The following is a 17,290-nucleotide window of genomic DNA, read 5'->3' on the forward strand; positions in this document are numbered from 1 at the left end:
TGAAGGATTCTTCAGCCGGCCTCCTCGTCATTCCGCGGGACTTGGCTCGGGCCTAGTCGAAGCGGCCGAAGAACGACGGATCCTGGAACCCGCCCTCGTCCTCATGCGACTGCATGATGCCCGCGACCACGAAACCTGCCAGGTCCGGTTCCAGCGTGAACAGCGTGTACCTCGGCGGGATCTCCCCGAACCTCCGGTGGTACTCCTCGACCTCCAGCGGGTCGGCTACGGCGACCCGGATGCCCTGGTAGTGGGGCCGCAGGAGCATGCGGTCCACCCCGCTGAAGTAGAGGTCGATCCGGGAAGGCAGTCCGCCCTCTTTCGTGGCTCGCAGCAGCAGCCGGCAGTGGCTGACCGAGTAGGCCCAGACCTTGAAATGCCGCTCTGACTGGAACAACTCAGACATGCTCCGGCCACCACTCACCGTTCTCGTGCTGATACTGCGGCCACCACTCGCCGTCCTTGTCCTTGAACCATCTCGGCTCAGGCAGGTCGATCTTGGTCGTGCCGAAGTACCAGTCTACGTTGCCCCAGTCCAGGTACCCTCTCCGGGAGAAGAATCCGATCCGGAACATCTCCCAAGGCGTCGCCTTCCACTCCCCGCCCAGGAATGCGATCTTGCCGAGCCGGTACGCCTCGATGTAGGCGGCCTTCGCGTCCGCCACGGTCCCGGCGTTCATGTTGTCGAAGCCGTCCAACGCCACGGCGATCTTCGAGTTCGACCTCAACGCTTCGTTGACCGCGCTCATCCACTTCGCCTGAGGGACACCGTTGACGGTTCCGATCTCCACCACCCTGAGGGCCGGGTCGTTGTAGGTGTAACCCCTCAGGAACGTGGCCAGGTCCTCGCCGGGCTGGTGGATGCCGAGGACCAGCCGGCAATCGGCACTGTTGGGCGGCGTACTCGCGGCGCTCGCGGTGTAGACCACGTTGTTCGCGACGGCCGTACGAGCCGACCCGGTGGCGAGACCGGTCGTCGTCACCCTGGAGCCGTATGTCATCGCCGCCGGGGCCGCATTGGGCCGCGTCAGACAAGCCGCCGGCCCCAGCACCACCAGCTTGATCACGGTGAGCGTCTGCAGCTCGATCTGCGCCTTCTTGGCGTTGCGCATGGTGACGTAGACGGCCTTGAGCGCCTTGAAACCGGCGCTGAGGACCTTGCCGACCCCGGCCAGCAGCAAAGTCTCCAGGGCGACCTGGCCGAGTTTCAGCAGTGTCTGCGCCAGCGACTGATCGCCGTTGATCAGCTTGAACACGTTGATGCCGACATCGGCGATCGTGAGCAGCGTGCCGGCCACGGCACCGCAGACGACCGTGGCGATGCACAGCACGGCGGCGGTCGCACCGACCGGGATGAGCGTCGCGGTCAGGCCCTTGACGACCTCGGCGAAGAAGATCAGCGGCTGCATGCCGCGGAACGCCGGGTCCAGGGTGGAGTGGATGCAGTTCTGGTAGAGCTGGCTGCCGTCGGGGTAGATCGCACACAGCGCGGCATTGGTGTAGGCGCGGGTGGCCAGCTCCCCCGGGTCGGCGATGACGTTGCGGACGCAGTTGCGGTAGAACTCACCGGGGCTGCCGCCGAGCAGCTTCTCCAGGTCGGAAGCCGGGCCGGCGACGTACTCGGTGTGGCACTTGGCGATCTCCAGGCCCTGTGCCTGCTTGTAGGTGTTGAACGCCTGCTCGGCCGCGGCGATGGCGGCCTCGGCGTCCTGCCCTGCCGCGATCGCCGAATCGTAGGCGCGCTTCGCCGAGGCGTGCGCCTCGGTGGCGGCTTCGATCGCGACCCGGTGCGAGGCGATCGCCCACGACGCCGACCGCACCGCGTTACGGGCCGAGTTGTTGGCACGTACCGCGGCGGCCCTGGCCGTGTTCACCGCGGCGGCGGCCTTGTCGACCGACTGTGCGGCCTCCACCGCGTAGGCCTGCGCCTTGGCCGCGTACAACGCCGCCTGCTCGGCCGACGCCACCGCCTGCTGGGCGTAACCGGCTGCCGCGGCAGCGTCGTTGCGGGCCCGTGCGGCGACCTCGTGGGCCAGCAGCGAATTCTGCACGGCCGTCTCGGCGATCTGGTTGATCTTCTCCAGCAGGCCGCCGACCACGGCGAGGTGGGCCGCGCCCTCGTAGTCCCGCTCCGCCGCGAAGTACTGCCCGGTGCTCAGGAACTCCCGCAGCGCCGTGGGCGGCCCGTCGAGCGCGATCTGTGCCGACGCCTTGATCTCCGGCCCGCCCGCGGCTGCGGCCTGGTTGACCCGCACCCGCTCCCCCGTCGCGGCCGCGGTGTACTGGCCGGAGTCGAGGAAGTCCCGCAGCGCCTGCAGGGTCTCGGCGTTCAGCGCCGCCTGTGCGGCCTGGGCCAGGACCACGTCACCGGCTGCGTTGGCCGCCGCCAGGATCTGGTTGACCTTCAACCGTTCCTGCGCGTACCGGCCGGTGTAGTTCTGCGTCCGCAGGAACGTGCGGACCTGGGTGTCATTGCCGGCCAGGGCGGTCTTCGCCGCCGTGGCCAGGGCTGCGTTGTCGGTGACGGCGAGGTTCATGACCGCGTGCCGGTCGTCCTGCACCGCTGCGGCGGCTACGCCGGTCCGCGCGAACTCCAGCACCCGGACGTCGTCATCACCCAGTGCGGCCAGCGCGGCCTGCTGAGTCCATCCGCCAGGGCCCTCGGCCAGCGCCAGCGCGACCTTGCGCGCCGCGGTGACGGCCTCGGCCGGAGGCGTGGCCGAGTTCTGCGCGACCGCGAGCAGCTGGTTGGTCTCCGCGCTGCGCTTGGTCGCCTGCTCGACGTCCCAGTCGGCCTGGCGCTTCTGCGCCTCGTACTGCACGTTCGCGGCCTGCGCCGCCTCCAGGCCCTGATCCCGGACGACCGCGAGCCGCTCGGCGTCGGCCTCCCGGGCGGCCTCGAACACCGCGACCGCCTGCGACGCCGCGTTCACCGCGTCCTGCGCCGCCGCCGTCGCGGCGTTGGCGTGCTCGGTCGCCCTGCTCGCGGCCTCTGCCGCATCACCGGCGTGATCGGCCGCGAAGACCGCCGCGACTGCCGCCGCATCGGCATTGGCGGCAGCCCGGCGCGCCGCGTCGCGGGCGGCGAATGCGGCGTCGATCGCGATGCGCAGGTAGTTCTCGGCCGCCTGCGCCGCGCGCAGCGCCCGCTCGGCGTTGGCGCGGGCGCGCTGCGCCGCCGCGACAGCCTCCGCTGCGTTCGCGCCCGCGGCATTGGCGTGCCGGACCGCGTCCTCGTTGGCCGCAGCCGCCGCCAGCGCGTTCTGCGCCGCGGACTTGGCCGCGTTCACCGCATCCATGCCCGCCTGGATCGCCTTGCCGGCCTGCTCGGCCTTTGCCGCGAACTCCCGTGCCTGGGACGCGATCGAGTTCGCCTCCTGTGCCGCAGCCCGCGCCGCGGCGGCCTTGCCCGCGTCCGTGGCCGCGTCCGCCGCGGCCTTGTACGCCCGCGCCGCCGCCTGGCCCGCCTTCGCCGCCGCAGCGGCAGCCCGCGACGCCGCCGTCGACGCCGCCCGCGCCGCCCGGCTCGCGGCAGCCGCCGCCTGCACCGCGACCTTCGCCGCCTGCGCCGCCTTGTCCGCAGCCACCGCGGCCCGCCGCGCGTGCGCCGCAGCCTCCTCCGCGTCGTTCCGCGCGGCCTCCGTCGCCGCCGCCGCCTCGGCAGCCGCCCGCTTCGCCGCGTCCGCGGCCTGCTTGGCCCGATCCGCCTCCTGGGTCGCCTGCTGCGTCTCCTGCGCGGCGAGCTCGCCCGCGGCCTGCGCCTGCGCCAGCACCTCAGTCAGCGTCGCGACCTCGTCGTCACGAGCCGAAGCGACCGCCCAGCCGTAGGCCAGGAACGCCTCCATCGCCTCCGGCGTGCCCGCGTCCAGTGCCTTCTGACCGGCGGCACGCACCTGCGGACCGCCGGTGGAGATCGCCTGGTTCACCCGCAGCCGCTGGTCGGTCTGCCACTGCACCTGCCAGCCCGAGTCCAGGAACTTCTCCATCACCGCCGGATCCTCGGAGTCGAGGGCGTCCTGCGCGGCGTCCTGCACCTGCGGACCGCCGACCGTCATCAGCTGGTTGACCGTCAGCCGGGTGTCGATGTCCGCCGGGCCCTGCCATCCGCTGGACAGGAACTCGGAGATGGCGTCCTGGTCACCCGCATCGGCGGCGGCCAGAGCCTGCTGTGCCGCGGCGCGCACGGCCGGGCCGCCCTCGCCGATCACGCCGGCGAGCGTGTCGCGCTCGTCGCCCTTCTGTGCCAGTTGCAGCCCACCGGTCAGGAACTCGCGCACCTGGGCGTCGGTACCCAGCAGCGCTGCCGCGGCCGCGGCCCGGACCTGCCCACCGCCCAGCTGCCACGCCGACACCACGAGCGTGCGGTCCACCGGCCCGGGTTCCTCCTCGGCCCGCGCCGGTGCGGGCTGGACGAACACCGACAGCATCGACAACACCGTCAGCGTGGCGACCAGCGCCCGGCTTATCGCCGGGCGCCGTCGATGTGCGACGACAATTTCAGACGACAGGTTCAACGTTCTCTCCGATCCCCCGTGGGAACTTGCAGGAACACTGACCGAGACCGACTTCACGCCGGATTCGGATTTGCGCACAGCCGATCGACGACCGGCAGGTGCCGGTGAGGAGACTGTTTCGGGGCGAAACCGCCACAGCGGTGCCGACGATCATCGAACGGGAGGATTCCGCGGACTCTGGGCCACGCGCGGCGGTGCGCCCATGATGGCGCTCTCGCCGACAGGCCGAAGCGGCGCGCCGTCTGTATCGGACCGACATGCCGATGGCAGCAGCAGGCTCAGCACCCACCATGTCCCCCCGTGGGATCGCAGTTGCGGCAGTCGAACCCTAGAACCGAACAACGCTCCTGTAAAGAGCGACGGCCATCGTTTCAGGATGAAACGACGACCGTCCACATCGGTGTGACGAGGTGTTCAGGAGAGCAGCGACCAGGGTTTGGGCGCGCTTTGCGAGCCGCCCACCTGGATGTACATCCATCGATCGACGGGTCGGCGCGATCGTGTTCGATCAATTCAATTCGGTGACGTCCACCTCGGCGCGCGTTCGCCGCGCGTGAACCCACCAGATCGCGGTGACGACGACGAGGCCGACGGTGCCCGGCCCGGCGCCTCGGGCGAACGCGGCGAACAGCGAGTCGGTGAGCAGCCAGTACACGAAGCCGACAGTGGCCGGACACAGGATCACCAACCATGCCGCGACGCGGGTCCGCAGCGGCAGCACACTGACCTCAGCGCGCTTGGGCGCGCGGTGCCACCAGGCGATCAGCCATCCGGCGACGATCGCGGTCCCGGCGACGTCACTGAAGCGCTGCACCCACTGCCATCCCGTCAGCGAGCCGTGTTGCGAGGCCAGCCACGGGATGTACTGCGGTCCCCACATCCAGTCGTGGGTGACGCCGTCCCAGATGAGGTGGGTCGCGGCACCTGTCAGCACCGCTGCGAGCACACGGGCCACGCGATCCCAGTGGGCCCGGTGGAACGCCAGTCCCCTGGGCACGTCTTCGGGAATGCGGGAGGCCACCGCGCGCGGCGCGAGTGCCATCGCGGCAGGGCCGAAGAACACCTGCCACAGGACGAAGGCGATCGTGCCGAGGATCAGGTCCACGGTGACGAGGCCCAGCGGGGTGTGTGCGAAGTGGACCACGTCCGGGATCGGCAGCATCATCGGCAGATCGGGGGTGATGGTGCCGATCACGAGGGCCGAGGCGGGCAGACCGCTACGGACGAGAGGCAGGACGGCGGCTGGATGGCCTGCGGTGAAGGGCATTGCTCATCGGATCCTTCCTGGATGCCCAGACACTCGGGCGGAGCGCCAACGGAGTCCGCTGCGTACCAGGGCAGGCGGAGCGATCCGCAGCCTAGGCGAATCGGCGTCCACGCGCGTGCCGCAGCGGTGTCCACGAGGCGGGCGCAAAGGTCGGCCCAGGCCGCGTCCGAACCCCGGAACACACCAAGCGGGACGTCATGGCCTGGGCGGCTCGACGGTCACGCGCGCAGGAAGGCGAGCACGGCCAGGACCCGGCGGTGCTGGTCACCGGCCGGGGGCAGGTCGAGCTTGGTGAAGATGCTGCTGACGTGCTTGTTGACGGCCGCTTCGGTGACGAACAGGCCGCGGGCGATGGCCGCGTTGGCCTGACCCTGGGCCATCAGCTCCAGGACTTCGCGCTCGCGGGGGCTCAGCCGCTGCAGGGGATCCTGCCGGCGGCGCAGCAGCTGGCGTACGACCTCCGGGTCGACGACGGTGGCTCCGGCGGCGACCCGCTCGGCCGCCTGCGCGAACTCCGCGACGGCGCCGACGCGGTCTTTGAGCAGGTAGCCGACGGCGTGGCCGCCGCCGGTGTCGAGCAGTTTGGCGGCGTAGGACTGCTCGACGTACTGGCTGAGCACGAGCACGGGCAGGTCGGGGTCGGTCTGGCGCAGGGTGACGGCGGCGCGCAGGCCGTCGTCGCTGTGACCGGGCGGCATCCGTACGTCGGTGACGACCAGGTCGGGGCGGTCCGCGGTCACGGCGGCGACGAGGGCCGGGGCGTCGCCGACAGCCGCGACGACGGTGTGGCCGAAGCGTTCCAGCAGGCTGGTGAGGCCTTCGCGGAGCAGCACGCTGTCCTCGGCGATCACGATCCGGAGTGGCACGGCACCTCCACGTGCAGCAGGGTCGGCCCGCCCGGCGGGCTGGACAGGCGCATGCGGCCCTCCAGGACGGACAGCCGGTCGGCCAGGCCGGCCAGGCCGCTGCCCGCGGTCGCATCCGCCCCGCCCGTGCCGTCGTCACGGATCTCCAGTACGAGCAGGTCGGTGTGCAGCCGCCCGGTCACCTCGGCCCGCCCCGCGCCGCTGTGCTTGGCGATGTTGGCCAGCGCCTCGGCGACCACGTAGTAGGCGGTCACCTCGACCGGCGGCGGCAGGCGCTGCGGCAGCCGGATGTCCACGCTCACCGGCACCTGCGACAGCGTCGCCAGCTCGCCGACGGCGTCGGCGAGGCCGTGGTCGGTCAGCACCTGCGGGTGGACGCCGCGGATCAGCGCGCGCAACTCCTGCAGCGTCAGCGCGACCTGCTCCTGCGCGGCGGCCAGGTGCCGGGCGACGGGCGAGCCCGGTTCGGCGTCGAGGCCGGCCAGGCCCAGCTGCACGCTCAGGGACACCAGCCGCTGCTGTGCACCGTCGTGCAGGTCACGTTCGATGCGGCGGCGCTCCAGCTCGAACGCGTCCATCAGCCGGGCGCGGGAGGCGCGCACCTCGCGCAGCTGCGCGCCGAGTTCGTCGTCGCGCGGTGCGAGCACGGCGCGGGTGAACGCGGCGCGGGCCCCGGCCCAGGCGGTGATGGTGTACGGGGCGGGCAGCAGCAGGATGAAGCCGAGGACGGCCAGGCCCCACACGTCCGAATCGTCGACCGGGGACCACATCACGATGACGGGCACGGCGAGCGCGCCGAACAGCACACCGAGATCCATCCACCACAGCCCGACCAGGGACAGCGCGGTGAAGCCCAGCTCGCGCCAGGTCGCGGGTTCGCGTAGCCGGGTCGTCAGCCAGGCCCGTGGCCCCGGCCCGGTCGGCTGCTGGTGCGGGTCGGGTGCCGGGTCGAGGTCGACCAGGCGCAGTCGCCAGCGCTCGAACCGGGCGACGTAGATGCCCGACAGCAGCAGTGCCAGGATCGCCAGCACGCCGACCAGCACGATCAGCAGGACGAGCCCGGCCGCGGCCAGCAGCAGCACGACCGTGCCGACGAGGCCGCCGACGAGCACCCCGGAGACCAGGTAGGCCAGCGAGCGCCACGGCCAGGCGGAGGTCAGGAACCGCAGCGGCCGCTGCGCCAGGGCCTGCCAGGCGGTACGCGTGTGCACGGCTCGACGGTACCCGCCGGTTGATCTCGTGACGGTAGTGCACGCACTACCTGTGAGGTCCCGTCTGCGCCAATGCGCGGGCCCGGCCGGGGCGGTGGACTGGTCGGCATGACGATCACACATTCGCCCGTCGCCGAGGCGGTCGGGCTGGTCGGCGCCCGCAAGGTGTACGGGACCGGCGCCCAGCCCGTGACCGCGTTGGACGACCTGACGCTGGCCTTCCCGACCGGGACCTTCACCGCGGTCATGGGCCCGTCGGGGTCCGGCAAGTCCACCCTGCTGCAGTGCGCCGCGGGCCTGGACCGGCTCACCGCGGGCACGGTCCGCGTCGGCGGCGTGGACCTGGGCGGGCTCAGCGAACACCGGCGCACCGTGCTGCGCCGCGAGCGGATCGGTTTCGTGTTCCAGGCCTTCAACCTGGTCGCGTCGCTGACGGCGGCGCAGAACGTGGAGCTGCCGCTGCGGTTGGCGGGCCGCCGTCCGGCCGCGGCGGCGGTGCGGGCCGCGCTCGCCGAGGTGGGCCTGGCCGACCGGGCCGCACACCGGCCGAGTGAGCTGTCCGGCGGGCAGCAGCAACGCGTCGCCATCGCCCGTGCGCTGGTCACCCGCCCGGACGTGGTCTTCGCCGACGAGCCGACCGGTGCGCTGGACACGGCCGCCTCGCGGGAGGTGCTGGGCCTGCTGCGGACCGCGGTGGACGGGCACGGGCGGACGGTGGTGATGGTCACCCACGATCCGGTCGCCGCCTCGTACGCCGACGAGGTGGTGTTCCTGCGTGACGGGCAGGTCGCCGACCGGCTCGGCGGTGCCGCCCGGGTGCCCGGCCGCGCCGAGCAGATCGCCGGCCTGATGGCACGCATGGAGCAGCGATGATCGCGCTGGCGGCGGTGCGCGGCCGGGCCGCGTCGCTGGCCGGCACGTTCGCCGGTCTCACCCTGGGCGTCGCGCTGATCGCGATGACGCTGCTCGTGCACGTCTCGGCGATGCCGCGTACGCCGCAGCGGCTGGCCGCCGCGCCGGTGCTGGTGCACGGGCCGGTCGCGCCGGACGCGGCCGGGGTCGGCAGCGGCGTACGCCCCTGGGCGGGCCCGGACGCCGTCGCACTGGCGCAGCGCCTGGCCGGGCTGCCGGAGGTCGCGGCGGCGGTGCCGGACCGGTCGTTCTACGCCCAGCTCGTCGTCGACGGCGCTCCGGTCGGCGATCCCGCGGACGCCGCGGCCGGACATGGTTGGTCCAGTGCCGCGCTGGGGGCGTACCCCCTGGTCGGTGGGGTGGCCCCGGACGCCGACGGGGAGGTCGCCGCGGACGCGGCGACGGGGCTCGCGGTCGGTGCGCGCACCACGCTGCTGACCGCCCGCGGCCCTGCCGAGGTGACCGTCACCGGGCTGGTCGGCGGGCCGGGCGTCTACCTGTCCGAGGATGCCGCGGCGCGGCTGTCGCCGGGTGTGCCGGTGATCGGGCTGCTGTTGCGCCCTGGTGCGGATCCGGCCGCCGTCGCCGTTGCCGCGCGGGAGGCAGCTCCTGGTGCCGTCGTCGCGACCGGCGAGCAGCGGGCGGCGCTGGAACCGGTGCAGCAGGCCAAGACCCGCTGGCTGGGCACCCAGCTGCTGATCGCGATGGCGAGCCTGGCCGTGTTCGTGACCGTGTTCGTCGTCGCGTCGACGTTCGCCCTCAACGTCGCGCAGCGGCGGCGTGAGCTGGGCCTGCTGCGCACCGTCGGCGCGACGCCGCGCCAGATCAGGCGCATCGTGCTGGGCGAGGCGTTGCTCGTCGGAGCGGCCGGTGGCATCGCCGGGGCGCTGCTGGGCACCGCGGCGGCCGGACCCGCGGGTCGGCTGCTGGTGCGGTGGGGCCTGGCCGATCCCGGGCTGGAGGTCCGGCTCCAGCTGCTGCCGGTGCTCGCGGCGGTCGCCGTCGGCGTCGGCGTCGCGCTGGTCGGCGCGTACGCGGCCGGACGCCGCGCCGCGAAGGTGCCGCCCATGGCCGCGCTACGGGATGCCGCGGTCGAAGCACGGGCGATGGGGCCGGGCCGCTGGCTGCTCGGCGGCGGAGCGTTCGTGCTCGGCGGCTTCCTCGCCGCCCGCACCGCCACCGCCGCGGCCGACGAGCGGGTGAACGCCGCGCTGTTCGCGGCCATGGCGCTGACCGCCGCCGCGGCACTGCTGGCGCCGGTCCTGCTGCCGCCGCTGGTGCGGTTGGTGTCCTGGCCGCTGCGGGCCGCCCGCGGGGCGGGACCGATGCTGGTGCGGGCCGAGTCGCTGACCGCCGCCCGCCGCACCGCCGCGACCGCCGCCCCGGTGATCGCCACCGTCGGGTTCGCGGTCCTGCTGTCCGGCATGGTCTCCACCATGCGGGAGGCGTATCCGGCCGGTCAGGCCGCGAAGCTGGCCGGCATCACCGTCGCCGTCCCCGACCGCACCCCGGGCCTGACCGACGCCGCACTCGCCGCGGGTGGCCGGGCGGTGCTGCCCAGCCGGGTGTACGCCGAGGGCCTGTCCATCGCCGCGTTCGGCACCGCCACCGGCCCGGTCAGCGTGGCGGCCGGGGTAGCCGACGCGCTCGGCGTCCGGATCGGCGACACCGTCACCGTGGTCTTCGCCGACGGGCTCACCGAGCGGCTGACCATCGCGAGGGTGACGCCCGACGGGCAGGTCGACGACGATCTGATCCTGCCGCGGGACCTGGTCCGCCGACATGACCCGTCCGCGCTGGCCGCGGCGGTGGTCGGGGTGGACGCCGCCGCACTGGCCGGGCTGCCCGGCGTCGAGGTGCTCGACGCGAAGGCGTACGCCGACCGCGAGAGCGGCGAGGACAGCCGGCTGCTGTGGCTGTTCGCGACGGTGCTGATCGCACTGTCGGTCGGTTACACGGGTATCGCGGTCGTCAACACGATGGCCATGTCCGCCGAGGGCCGGCGCCCGGACCTGGCCGTGCTGCGCGGCGCCGGGACCACGCCACGGCAGGCGCTGCGCCATGCGGCGGCCGAGGTGCTGCTGGTGGTGGCGCTGGGTGCGGGGCTCGGCCTGGCGGTGACCGTCCTTCCGCTGCTGGGCATGGCAGCAGGGCTGGAAGAGGAGGTCGGCGTGCCGGTCGCGCTGCGGCTGCACTGGCCGGTGACGGCGGCGACGGTGCTGGCGACGGCTGTCGTCGCGGTGGTCGCATCGCTGACGGTGACCAGAAGGGCATGGCGTCACCAGGCGCGGTGACGACCGCCGCTCCGGCGGCTGCACGGCGAGCGGCCCACGTCCCGACGCGGGCCGCTCGCGGGCCGGTGGCCACGGGCGGCCGCCCGGTAGCGTGTGCGCATGACCGGGATCCTGATAGCCGTCATCGTGCTGCTGCTCGCCGTCATCGGCCTGCTGCTGGCCCGGCGACGCCGCCATGACCCGACGGATCTGCTCGGGTTCGCGATGGCCGCCCGGGAGGCCGAGCACGCCCGCTCGACCCGGACGGCTTCCGCGGCTGCGCCCGCGCCGAGTGCGGACGCCTTGGTGCAGCAGGTGCGGATGCTCATGAACCAGCGCCAGAAGATCCCCGCGGTGAAGCTTTGGCGCGACGCCACGGGGGTCTCGCTCGCCGATGCGGTCAGGGCCGTCGAACTGATCGCGGCCGGCGGCACGCCGTCACTGCCGCCCACGGGAATGGCGGCGAAGACCGGGCAGCCGGTCAGCCCGCTGCTGATGGCGAACGCCCGCAACCTCAAACTGCAGGGCCGACCGATCGAAGCGATCAAGCTGGTACGTCAGCACACCGGGATGGGACTGCGCGAGGCCAAGGACGTCGTCGACGCCCTCTGAGCCGCACCCGGCCGGGTGGTCCTCCCCGCGGTCACCCGGGAAGCAGCTGCTGGCCGCCGTCGATGTCATAGGTCGCGCCGGTGAGCGCGGTGTTGGTCATGAGGTGCACGGCGAGCGCCGCGACGTCGGCGGGTCCGACGACCCGCCGGATGGGCAGCGTGGCCCGCAGCTGCTCGCGCCGCTCGTCGAGGTCCGCGCCGAGCAGCTGCGCGGACAGTGGCGTGTCGACGAACCCGGCGGCGATGAGGTTGACCCGGATCGGCGCGAGTTCGAGGGCGAGGTTGGCTGTCATGGCAGGCAGCGCCGCGGTGCCCATGGCGGCGATCGTCAGGCCCGGATGCGGGCGGCGGGAGCCGGTGCCGCCCATGAAGATGAGCGTGCCGCCGGGCCGGACCCGGCCGGTGGCCAGCCGTGCCACGTTGATGGGCAGCCACATGTGCTCGTCGAAGGAGCGGCGTGCCTGCTCGACGTCCATGTCGGCCAGCAGGCCGTAGTACGGGCGGCCTGCGGTGCTCATCACATGGTCGACCGGTGTCGGCAGGTCCTGGAAGAACTGTTGGAGAGCGGCCGGATCGGTGGCGTCGAACGCCGCGCTGCGTAGCGCGCCGAGTTCGGCCGCGGCCTGCTCGAGGCGTCCGGGGTCGCGGCCGGTCACGACGACGTCGGCGCCTTCGGCGCGGGCCAGCCGGGCTGTTTCGAGCCCGATGCCGGCGCTGCCGCCGATCACGACGACAGTCTGCCCGGCGAGCGCGGGTTCGCGCTGGGCTGCGGATGTGGTGGCCACGACTCCCCCTCGGCCGGTGCGGGATCATGATGCCGACAGGCGGGCGAGGATCCTGCCCAGCGACGACTCTAGTGGGGAAAGAGCCCGCTCGTGGAGGAAGGCGTGCAGGTCAGCGCCCATCACCGGCGGGCTCGGGTCCAGAATGATCACTGCACGGACGGTGCCCGTATCGTGGCCGTGTGGACAACCCCGTCGCGGTCATTCAGTATGGGCCCCGGCCCGGCATCCTCGACCTGGGCTGGGGTCATCCGCGGCCCGAGCTGCTGCCCGTCGAGCAGTGGCTGGAGGCCGGCCAGACGACGCTGCGCGAACATGCGTGGCAGGCCCTGACCTACGGGGCCGCGGCGGGGCCGCGCCCCTTCATCGAGTGGCTGACCGACCACCTGGGCGGTTGCGACCACGGCAGCACCCAGCCGTCCGAGGTCTTCGTCACCAACGGCGCCTCACACGGACTCGCGCTGGTCGCCGACCTGCTCGTCAGGCCCGGTGACGTCGTGCTGGTCGACTCGCCGACCTACCACCTGGCCTTCCGGACCCTTCTCGACCAGGGTGCCGAACTGGTCGGCGTGCCGACCGACGACCAGGGTGTGCATCCGGCCATGACGGCGGAGCTGCTGGAACGGCTGGCCCGCAGCGGGCGTCGCGTTCCGATGTTGTACATCGTGCCGACGTTCGCCAATCCGACGGGCCGCTGCCTGCCCCACGAGCGCCGGGTCGAACTCGTCGACCTCGCGCGACGCGCCGGGCTGACGATCGTGGAAGACGACACCTACCGCGAGATGGCCTACGACGGTCCGGCCCCGCCGTCGCTGTGGAGCCTGGCCGAACGCGGGACGGTCATCCGGCTCGGCACGTTCGCCAAGACCGTCGCGCCCGGGCTGCGGCTGGGATGGATCAACGCCGAGGGAGGTTTCGTACGCCGGTTGACCGGCCTCGGCTACATCAACAGCGGGGGCGGCGTGAACCATACGACTGCCCTGACCATGGCGACCTTCGGCAGGTCCGGCGCATACCAGAGCCACGTCGCGGCCACCGGCAGGCATTACGCCGCGCAGCGCGACGCGCTGGTCGCCGGCCTGCGCACCTGCGCACCGGACTTGCAACTCTCGGCACCGGCCGGCGGCTGGTTCCTGTGGGCGGACCTGCCGTCGCCGATCACGGCGTCCTCGCTCGCGCCGGTCGCCGAAGCGCACGGGGTGGCGTACGTCGAGGGGCGGCGGTTCTTCGCCGACGGCGCCGACGGCCACCGCGCCGTCCGGCTGTCGTTCTCGATGCTGCCGCCCGGCGAGCTGCAGGAGGCCGCCGCCCGGCTAGGGCTGGCGTTGGAGACCGTACGGCAGCGTGCGCCAGGGCGGCCCGAACCGGCGCACGACCCGCACCGCGGCGGCTGAGCCGCGGCGGGCGTCACATCTGCCCTGGTCACGGCCTTTTGCCCGAAGGGTGGAGACCGCCCGCCGGGAATAGAAGCCGACGTGGGAGAGTTGTGTTGATCCAGGTCGTGATTTCGCGTGTTCAGTAGTCGATCTTCTTGACACCCGCTGGATCAGGTCGCGCGGGTGGTTTCGTCTTCCTCTTGGGGCAGATGTTGCCGCTGGGACAAACGGCTAGGGGTTGCCGCAGAGTGCGGCACCCCAACTCCCAAGGAGGAGACAACATGGCACAGGGCACCGTGAAGTGGTTCAACGCGGACAAGGGCTTCGGCTTCATCTCCGTCGACGACGGCAGCGCCGACGTCTTCGTCCACTTCTCCGAGATCCAGTCGAACGGCTTCCGTAGTCTCGAAGAGAACCAGAAGGTCGAGTTCGACATCGTGCAGGGCCAGAAGGGTCCGCAGGCAGCGGGCGTTCGCGTCCTCTGAGTAAGTCGTGATCACGGCCGGGAACCCGTTGGGCTCCCGGCCGTGTCGCTTTCCGCGGCACGAACCCCACCACCGGATCTCAGACAGGAGTCGCATGGGCGCAACCAGTCCGCCTGCGGTCGCCGACCGCATCGATGTCCCCCGCACCGTGAACGAACCCAAACCGATGCTCGCCGCGCCGCAGACCAGGGCAGGTGCGATCGCCATCTGGATCTTCGTGGTAACCCCGTTCATCGGTCTGCTGGCCGCCATCCCGGTCGCGTGGGGCTGGGGGCTGTCCGGCGTCGACCTGACTCTTGCCATCACCACGTACCTGATCAGCGGTTTCGGCATCGCTGCCGGGTATCACCGGCACCTGACCCACGGATCGTTCAAGGCGCGACGCGGCCTGCGGATCGCGCTGGCCGTGGCCGGGTCGCTCGCGGTCGAGGGTTCGCCGACCCAGTGGGTCGCCAACCACCGCCGCCATCACGCCTTCTCCGACCGCGAAGGCGACCCGCACTCCCCGTGGCGCTACGGCACCAGCGTCACCGCGGTGCTCAAGGGCCTGTTCCACGCCCACATCGGCTGGATGTTCCGGCGAGAGGTGAGCAACCGGGCCCGGTTCGCCCCGGACCTGGTCGCCGACCGCGACATCCAGGTGGTCGACCGCCTCTTCGGCCCGCTCGTCGCGGTGTCCCTGCTCTCACCGGCCCTGGTCGGCGGCCTGGTCACCGGCACCTGGGCGGGCGCGCTGAGCGCCTTCTTCTGGGCCGGGCTGGTCCGGATGGCCGTGCTGCACCACGTCACCTGGTCGGTGAACTCCATCTGCCACGTGGTGGGCGACCGGCCCTTCGTCAGCAAGGACCGGGCCACCAACTTCTGGCCCCTGGCGATCCTGTCCTTCGGTGAGAGCTGGCACAACTCCCACCACGCCGATCCGACCGGAGCCCGCCACGGCGTGCTGCGCGGCCAGATCGACCCCGCCGCCAGGCTCATCTGGATCTTCGAGAAGCTCCGGCTGGCCCGGGACGTGCGCTGGCCTGTGCCCGAGCGGCTCGACGCGAAGCGCGCGGTCACGGGCGCCTGACCGCGCTGCCGTAGGCGGCTGCCGGCGAACGAGCACGCCGCCCTACGCGGTCCGCGCCGAAACGCGTGGAACCTTTCGGCCCGGTCGTGCGCCCAGCAGGATGTGCAGGTGCAGGCGACCCTTATCGAGCCGGCGGCGTTCGCCTCGGTGTACTCGCAGGAGTACACCGGGCTGGTCCGGCTCGCCTACCTGACGACGGGCAACCTCGGCGCCGCCGAGGAGGTGGTGCAGGAGGTCTTCGCGACGTGGTACCGGCATGGTGCCCACGTGCACCATCCGGCCGCCTACCTGCGCCGCGCGGTGATCTCGCGGTGCACCTCCTGGGTGCGGCGCAGAGTGCTCGAACGCCGTCACACGACCGTGTTCGCCGATGGCCACGAGCCCGCGTACGCCGATGTCACCGCCGTGCGGGCCGCGCTGCGCCGGCTGCGTCCCCGCCAGCGGGCGGCCGTGTTCCTGCGCTACTACCTCGACCTGCCCGAGTCGGAGATCGCCGAGGCGCTGGGCTGCCGACTCGGCACGGTCAAGTCGATGCTGCACCGGTCGCTGGCCACCATGAAGGAGTTCCTCGGTGAGTGAGACGCCGTCGACGCGCGCAGAACTGGAGCACCGGGTACGGGCGGCGGTCCGGGTCATCGCCGAGGAGCCCGCCCTGGAACACACAGCCTTCCTCCCGGCACCGACGCCGCGGCGATGGACTCGCCGCCTGGCACCGGTCGCCGTCGCGGCCGCGGTCATCGCCGCCGTGGCCTTCGTCCCCGGCCTGCGCGGCGGTGACGGCGCCGCAGGCCCCGGCACGCCGGACGGCGCGCCGGTCCTGCCGCAGGAGTTCGGCGCCATGTCGCTGCTCACCGCCTCCCTGTCCGACGCGCCGCTGCACCAGCCCGGCATCGCCGTGCTGCGACAGCGGGTGATCGGATCGTTCTTCGGCCTGACCCAGGTGGTCGTCGTCGGTGCCGACGGCCGGACGTACCGCCGGGTCGACCTCGCCGAGGAACGCGGCGCGACCGAGGCGGACGGGGAGTGGAGCCCCGCCGAGGCGCTGCTGTCCCCCGACGGCCGGCACGCCGCGGTCGGCGACAACCGAGGCGGCGCCACCGAGATCCCCGTCCTCGACCTGGTCACCGGGCAGCGCCGGGACTACCCGCTGCCCGCCCCGATGGCCTACGAGCTGAAGGCGTGGTCGCCCGACGGCCGCCGCCTCGCCCTGGCCCGGGAGGACACCGCCGAACGGGTGGGCGACCGCTTCCAGAGCTCGGACGGATACCCCCTGGCCGTGCTCGACCTCGACACCGGCATGGTCACCACGCTGCCCGACGTGGTGTTCGACCCGCTGGGCAGCACGGTCCAGTTCTCCGCCACGGGCAGTCTCGGCGTGCCGACGGTGCAGGACCGCAACAGCAGCGCGCCGACCTCCTGGCTGACCGTCGTCGACGCCTCCGGCGCGATCACCTCGACCATGCGTATACCCGAAGGCTCGCTCTTCGGCGGCTGGACGCCGGACGGCGATCCCGTCCTGTTCACCGGCACGGGCGCGCCGGTCGCAGCGCACGTGGTCCGCCTCACCGACGGCGGCGACGTCCGGCCGCCGGTGCCGATCCCCGGGGAGCGGGCCTGGCTGCTCGGCTGGCGTTCCCCCACGGTGCTGCTCGCCCGGGTCGAGGACGTGGGCATCGCCACCGTCGACCTCTCCTCGGGCAGCGTGGACGTGCTGAGCACGTTCGACAGCGGCCTGCTCACCCACTCGACGGGTGCGAGCACCGCGGCACGGCTCATCGCCGCCGCCTCCGTCGAACCGGTCTCCCCGGCCCGCGGCCCGTGGCCGGCCTGGGCGATCGCCACCTTGGCCGTGCTCGCGCTCGCCGTCGGGGCGCTCGCCGTGCGCCGCATCTTCCGGCTGCGGAGCCGCTAGCGCGTCAAGGGT

14 protein-coding genes are annotated in these 17,290 nt (G+C 72.7%); 8 read left to right on the forward strand and 6 right to left on the reverse strand.

The window, feature by feature from the left end:
• Positions 1–52 precede the first annotated feature (52 nt).
• From FLL47_RS22185 to FLL47_RS22205, 5 genes are all read right to left on the reverse strand, one after another.
• Complete coding sequence (locus tag FLL47_RS22185; protein ID WP_144122488.1) at positions 53–406, reverse strand: hypothetical protein; 354 nt, start codon at positions 404–406, stop codon at positions 53–55.
• On the reverse strand, positions 399–4,427 hold the full coding sequence (locus FLL47_RS22190) for an ALF repeat-containing protein (RefSeq protein ID WP_144122489.1): 4,029 nt from the start codon (positions 4,425–4,427) through the stop codon (positions 399–401). The genes FLL47_RS22185 and FLL47_RS22190 overlap by 8 nt, the downstream gene beginning before the upstream one ends.
• Before the next feature lie 595 nt (positions 4,428–5,022).
• A complete protein-coding gene (locus tag FLL47_RS22195) occupies positions 5,023–5,781 on the reverse strand; it encodes a DUF4184 family protein (RefSeq protein ID WP_144122490.1) in 759 nt (252 codons plus the stop codon).
• Between the two features lie 218 nt (positions 5,782–5,999).
• Positions 6,000–6,635: a response regulator transcription factor gene (locus FLL47_RS22200; RefSeq protein WP_222106153.1), complete on the reverse strand. Its 636-nt coding sequence runs from the start codon at positions 6,633–6,635 to the stop codon at positions 6,000–6,002.
• Positions 6,629–7,858 (reverse strand): sensor histidine kinase, encoded by a 1,230-nt coding sequence (locus FLL47_RS22205; RefSeq protein ID WP_144122491.1) that lies wholly within the window; start codon positions 7,856–7,858, stop codon positions 6,629–6,631. The genes FLL47_RS22200 and FLL47_RS22205 overlap by 7 nt, the downstream gene beginning before the upstream one ends.
• Before the next feature lie 108 nt (positions 7,859–7,966).
• On the opposite strand from FLL47_RS22205, the gene FLL47_RS22210 reads away from it, so the two are divergent.
• The 3 genes from FLL47_RS22210 to FLL47_RS43045 all read left to right on the forward strand — a co-directional run bounded on the left by FLL47_RS22210 (position 7,967) and on the right by FLL47_RS43045 (position 11,655).
• On the forward strand, positions 7,967–8,731 hold the full coding sequence (locus FLL47_RS22210; protein ID WP_144122492.1) for an ABC transporter ATP-binding protein: 765 nt from the start codon (positions 7,967–7,969) through the stop codon (positions 8,729–8,731).
• Positions 8,728–11,064, forward strand: coding sequence for an FtsX-like permease family protein (locus FLL47_RS22215; protein ID WP_144122493.1), 2,337 nt, complete (start codon positions 8,728–8,730; stop codon positions 11,062–11,064). Before FLL47_RS22210 ends, FLL47_RS22215 begins: the two co-directional genes overlap by 4 nt.
• Positions 11,065–11,163: 99 nt before the next feature.
• A complete protein-coding gene (locus FLL47_RS43045; RefSeq protein ID WP_186315834.1) occupies positions 11,164–11,655 on the forward strand; it encodes a ribosomal protein L7/L12 in 492 nt (163 codons plus the stop codon).
• A 31-nt stretch (positions 11,656–11,686) separates the two neighbouring features.
• Here the strand turns inward: FLL47_RS43045 and FLL47_RS22225 are convergent, their stop codons facing one another.
• Positions 11,687–12,439, reverse strand: coding sequence for an SDR family oxidoreductase (locus FLL47_RS22225; RefSeq protein ID WP_144122494.1), 753 nt, complete (start codon positions 12,437–12,439; stop codon positions 11,687–11,689).
• 179 nt (positions 12,440–12,618) lie between these two features.
• Here FLL47_RS22225 and FLL47_RS22230 point away from each other — a divergent pair, with 179 nt between their 5' ends.
• The 5 genes from FLL47_RS22230 (at position 12,619) to FLL47_RS22250 (ending at position 17,278) form a co-directional block, all read left to right on the forward strand.
• Positions 12,619–13,830, forward strand: coding sequence for an aminotransferase-like domain-containing protein (locus FLL47_RS22230; protein WP_186315835.1), 1,212 nt, complete (start codon positions 12,619–12,621; stop codon positions 13,828–13,830).
• Between the two features lie 263 nt (positions 13,831–14,093).
• Entirely contained in the window at positions 14,094–14,297 is a 204-nt protein-coding gene (locus FLL47_RS22235) for a cold-shock protein (RefSeq protein WP_120322455.1), read from the forward strand.
• Between the two features lie 166 nt (positions 14,298–14,463).
• On the forward strand, positions 14,464–15,366 hold the full coding sequence (locus FLL47_RS22240; protein ID WP_144122691.1) for an acyl-CoA desaturase: 903 nt from the start codon (positions 14,464–14,466) through the stop codon (positions 15,364–15,366).
• 108 nt (positions 15,367–15,474) lie between these two features.
• Positions 15,475–15,945, forward strand: a complete 471-nt coding sequence (locus FLL47_RS22245; RefSeq protein ID WP_246158418.1) for a sigma-70 family RNA polymerase sigma factor — start codon at positions 15,475–15,477, stop codon at positions 15,943–15,945.
• A complete protein-coding gene (locus FLL47_RS22250; RefSeq protein ID WP_144122497.1) occupies positions 15,938–17,278 on the forward strand; it encodes a TolB family protein in 1,341 nt (446 codons plus the stop codon). The genes FLL47_RS22245 and FLL47_RS22250 overlap by 8 nt, the downstream gene beginning before the upstream one ends.
• The last annotated feature ends 12 nt before the right edge of the window (positions 17,279–17,290 follow it).

Source organism: Catellatospora sichuanensis, from assembly GCF_007483665.1.
Classification (GTDB): domain Bacteria; phylum Actinomycetota; class Actinomycetes; order Mycobacteriales; family Micromonosporaceae; genus Catellatospora; species Catellatospora sichuanensis.

Coding starts and splice junctions, on each gene's coding strand:
- FLL47_RS22235 (WP_120322455.1), top strand. CDS start 14,094: ATGGCACAGGGCACCGTGAAGTGGTTCAACGCGGACAAGGGCTTCGGC.
- FLL47_RS22210 (WP_144122492.1), top strand. CDS start 7,967: ATGACGATCACACATTCGCCCGTCGCCGAGGCGGTCGGGCTGGTCGGC.
- FLL47_RS43045 (WP_186315834.1), top strand. CDS start 11,164: ATGACCGGGATCCTGATAGCCGTCATCGTGCTGCTGCTCGCCGTCATC.
- FLL47_RS22215 (WP_144122493.1), top strand. CDS start 8,728: ATGATCGCGCTGGCGGCGGTGCGCGGCCGGGCCGCGTCGCTGGCCGGC.
- FLL47_RS22185 (WP_144122488.1), bottom strand. CDS start 406: ATGTCTGAGTTGTTCCAGTCAGAGCGGCATTTCAAGGTCTGGGCCTAC.
- FLL47_RS22195 (WP_144122490.1), bottom strand. CDS start 5,781: ATGCCCTTCACCGCAGGCCATCCAGCCGCCGTCCTGCCTCTCGTCCGT.
- FLL47_RS22240 (WP_144122691.1), top strand. CDS start 14,464: ATGCTCGCCGCGCCGCAGACCAGGGCAGGTGCGATCGCCATCTGGATC.
- FLL47_RS22190 (WP_144122489.1), bottom strand. CDS start 4,427: ATGCTGTCGGTGTTCGTCCAGCCCGCACCGGCGCGGGCCGAGGAGGAA.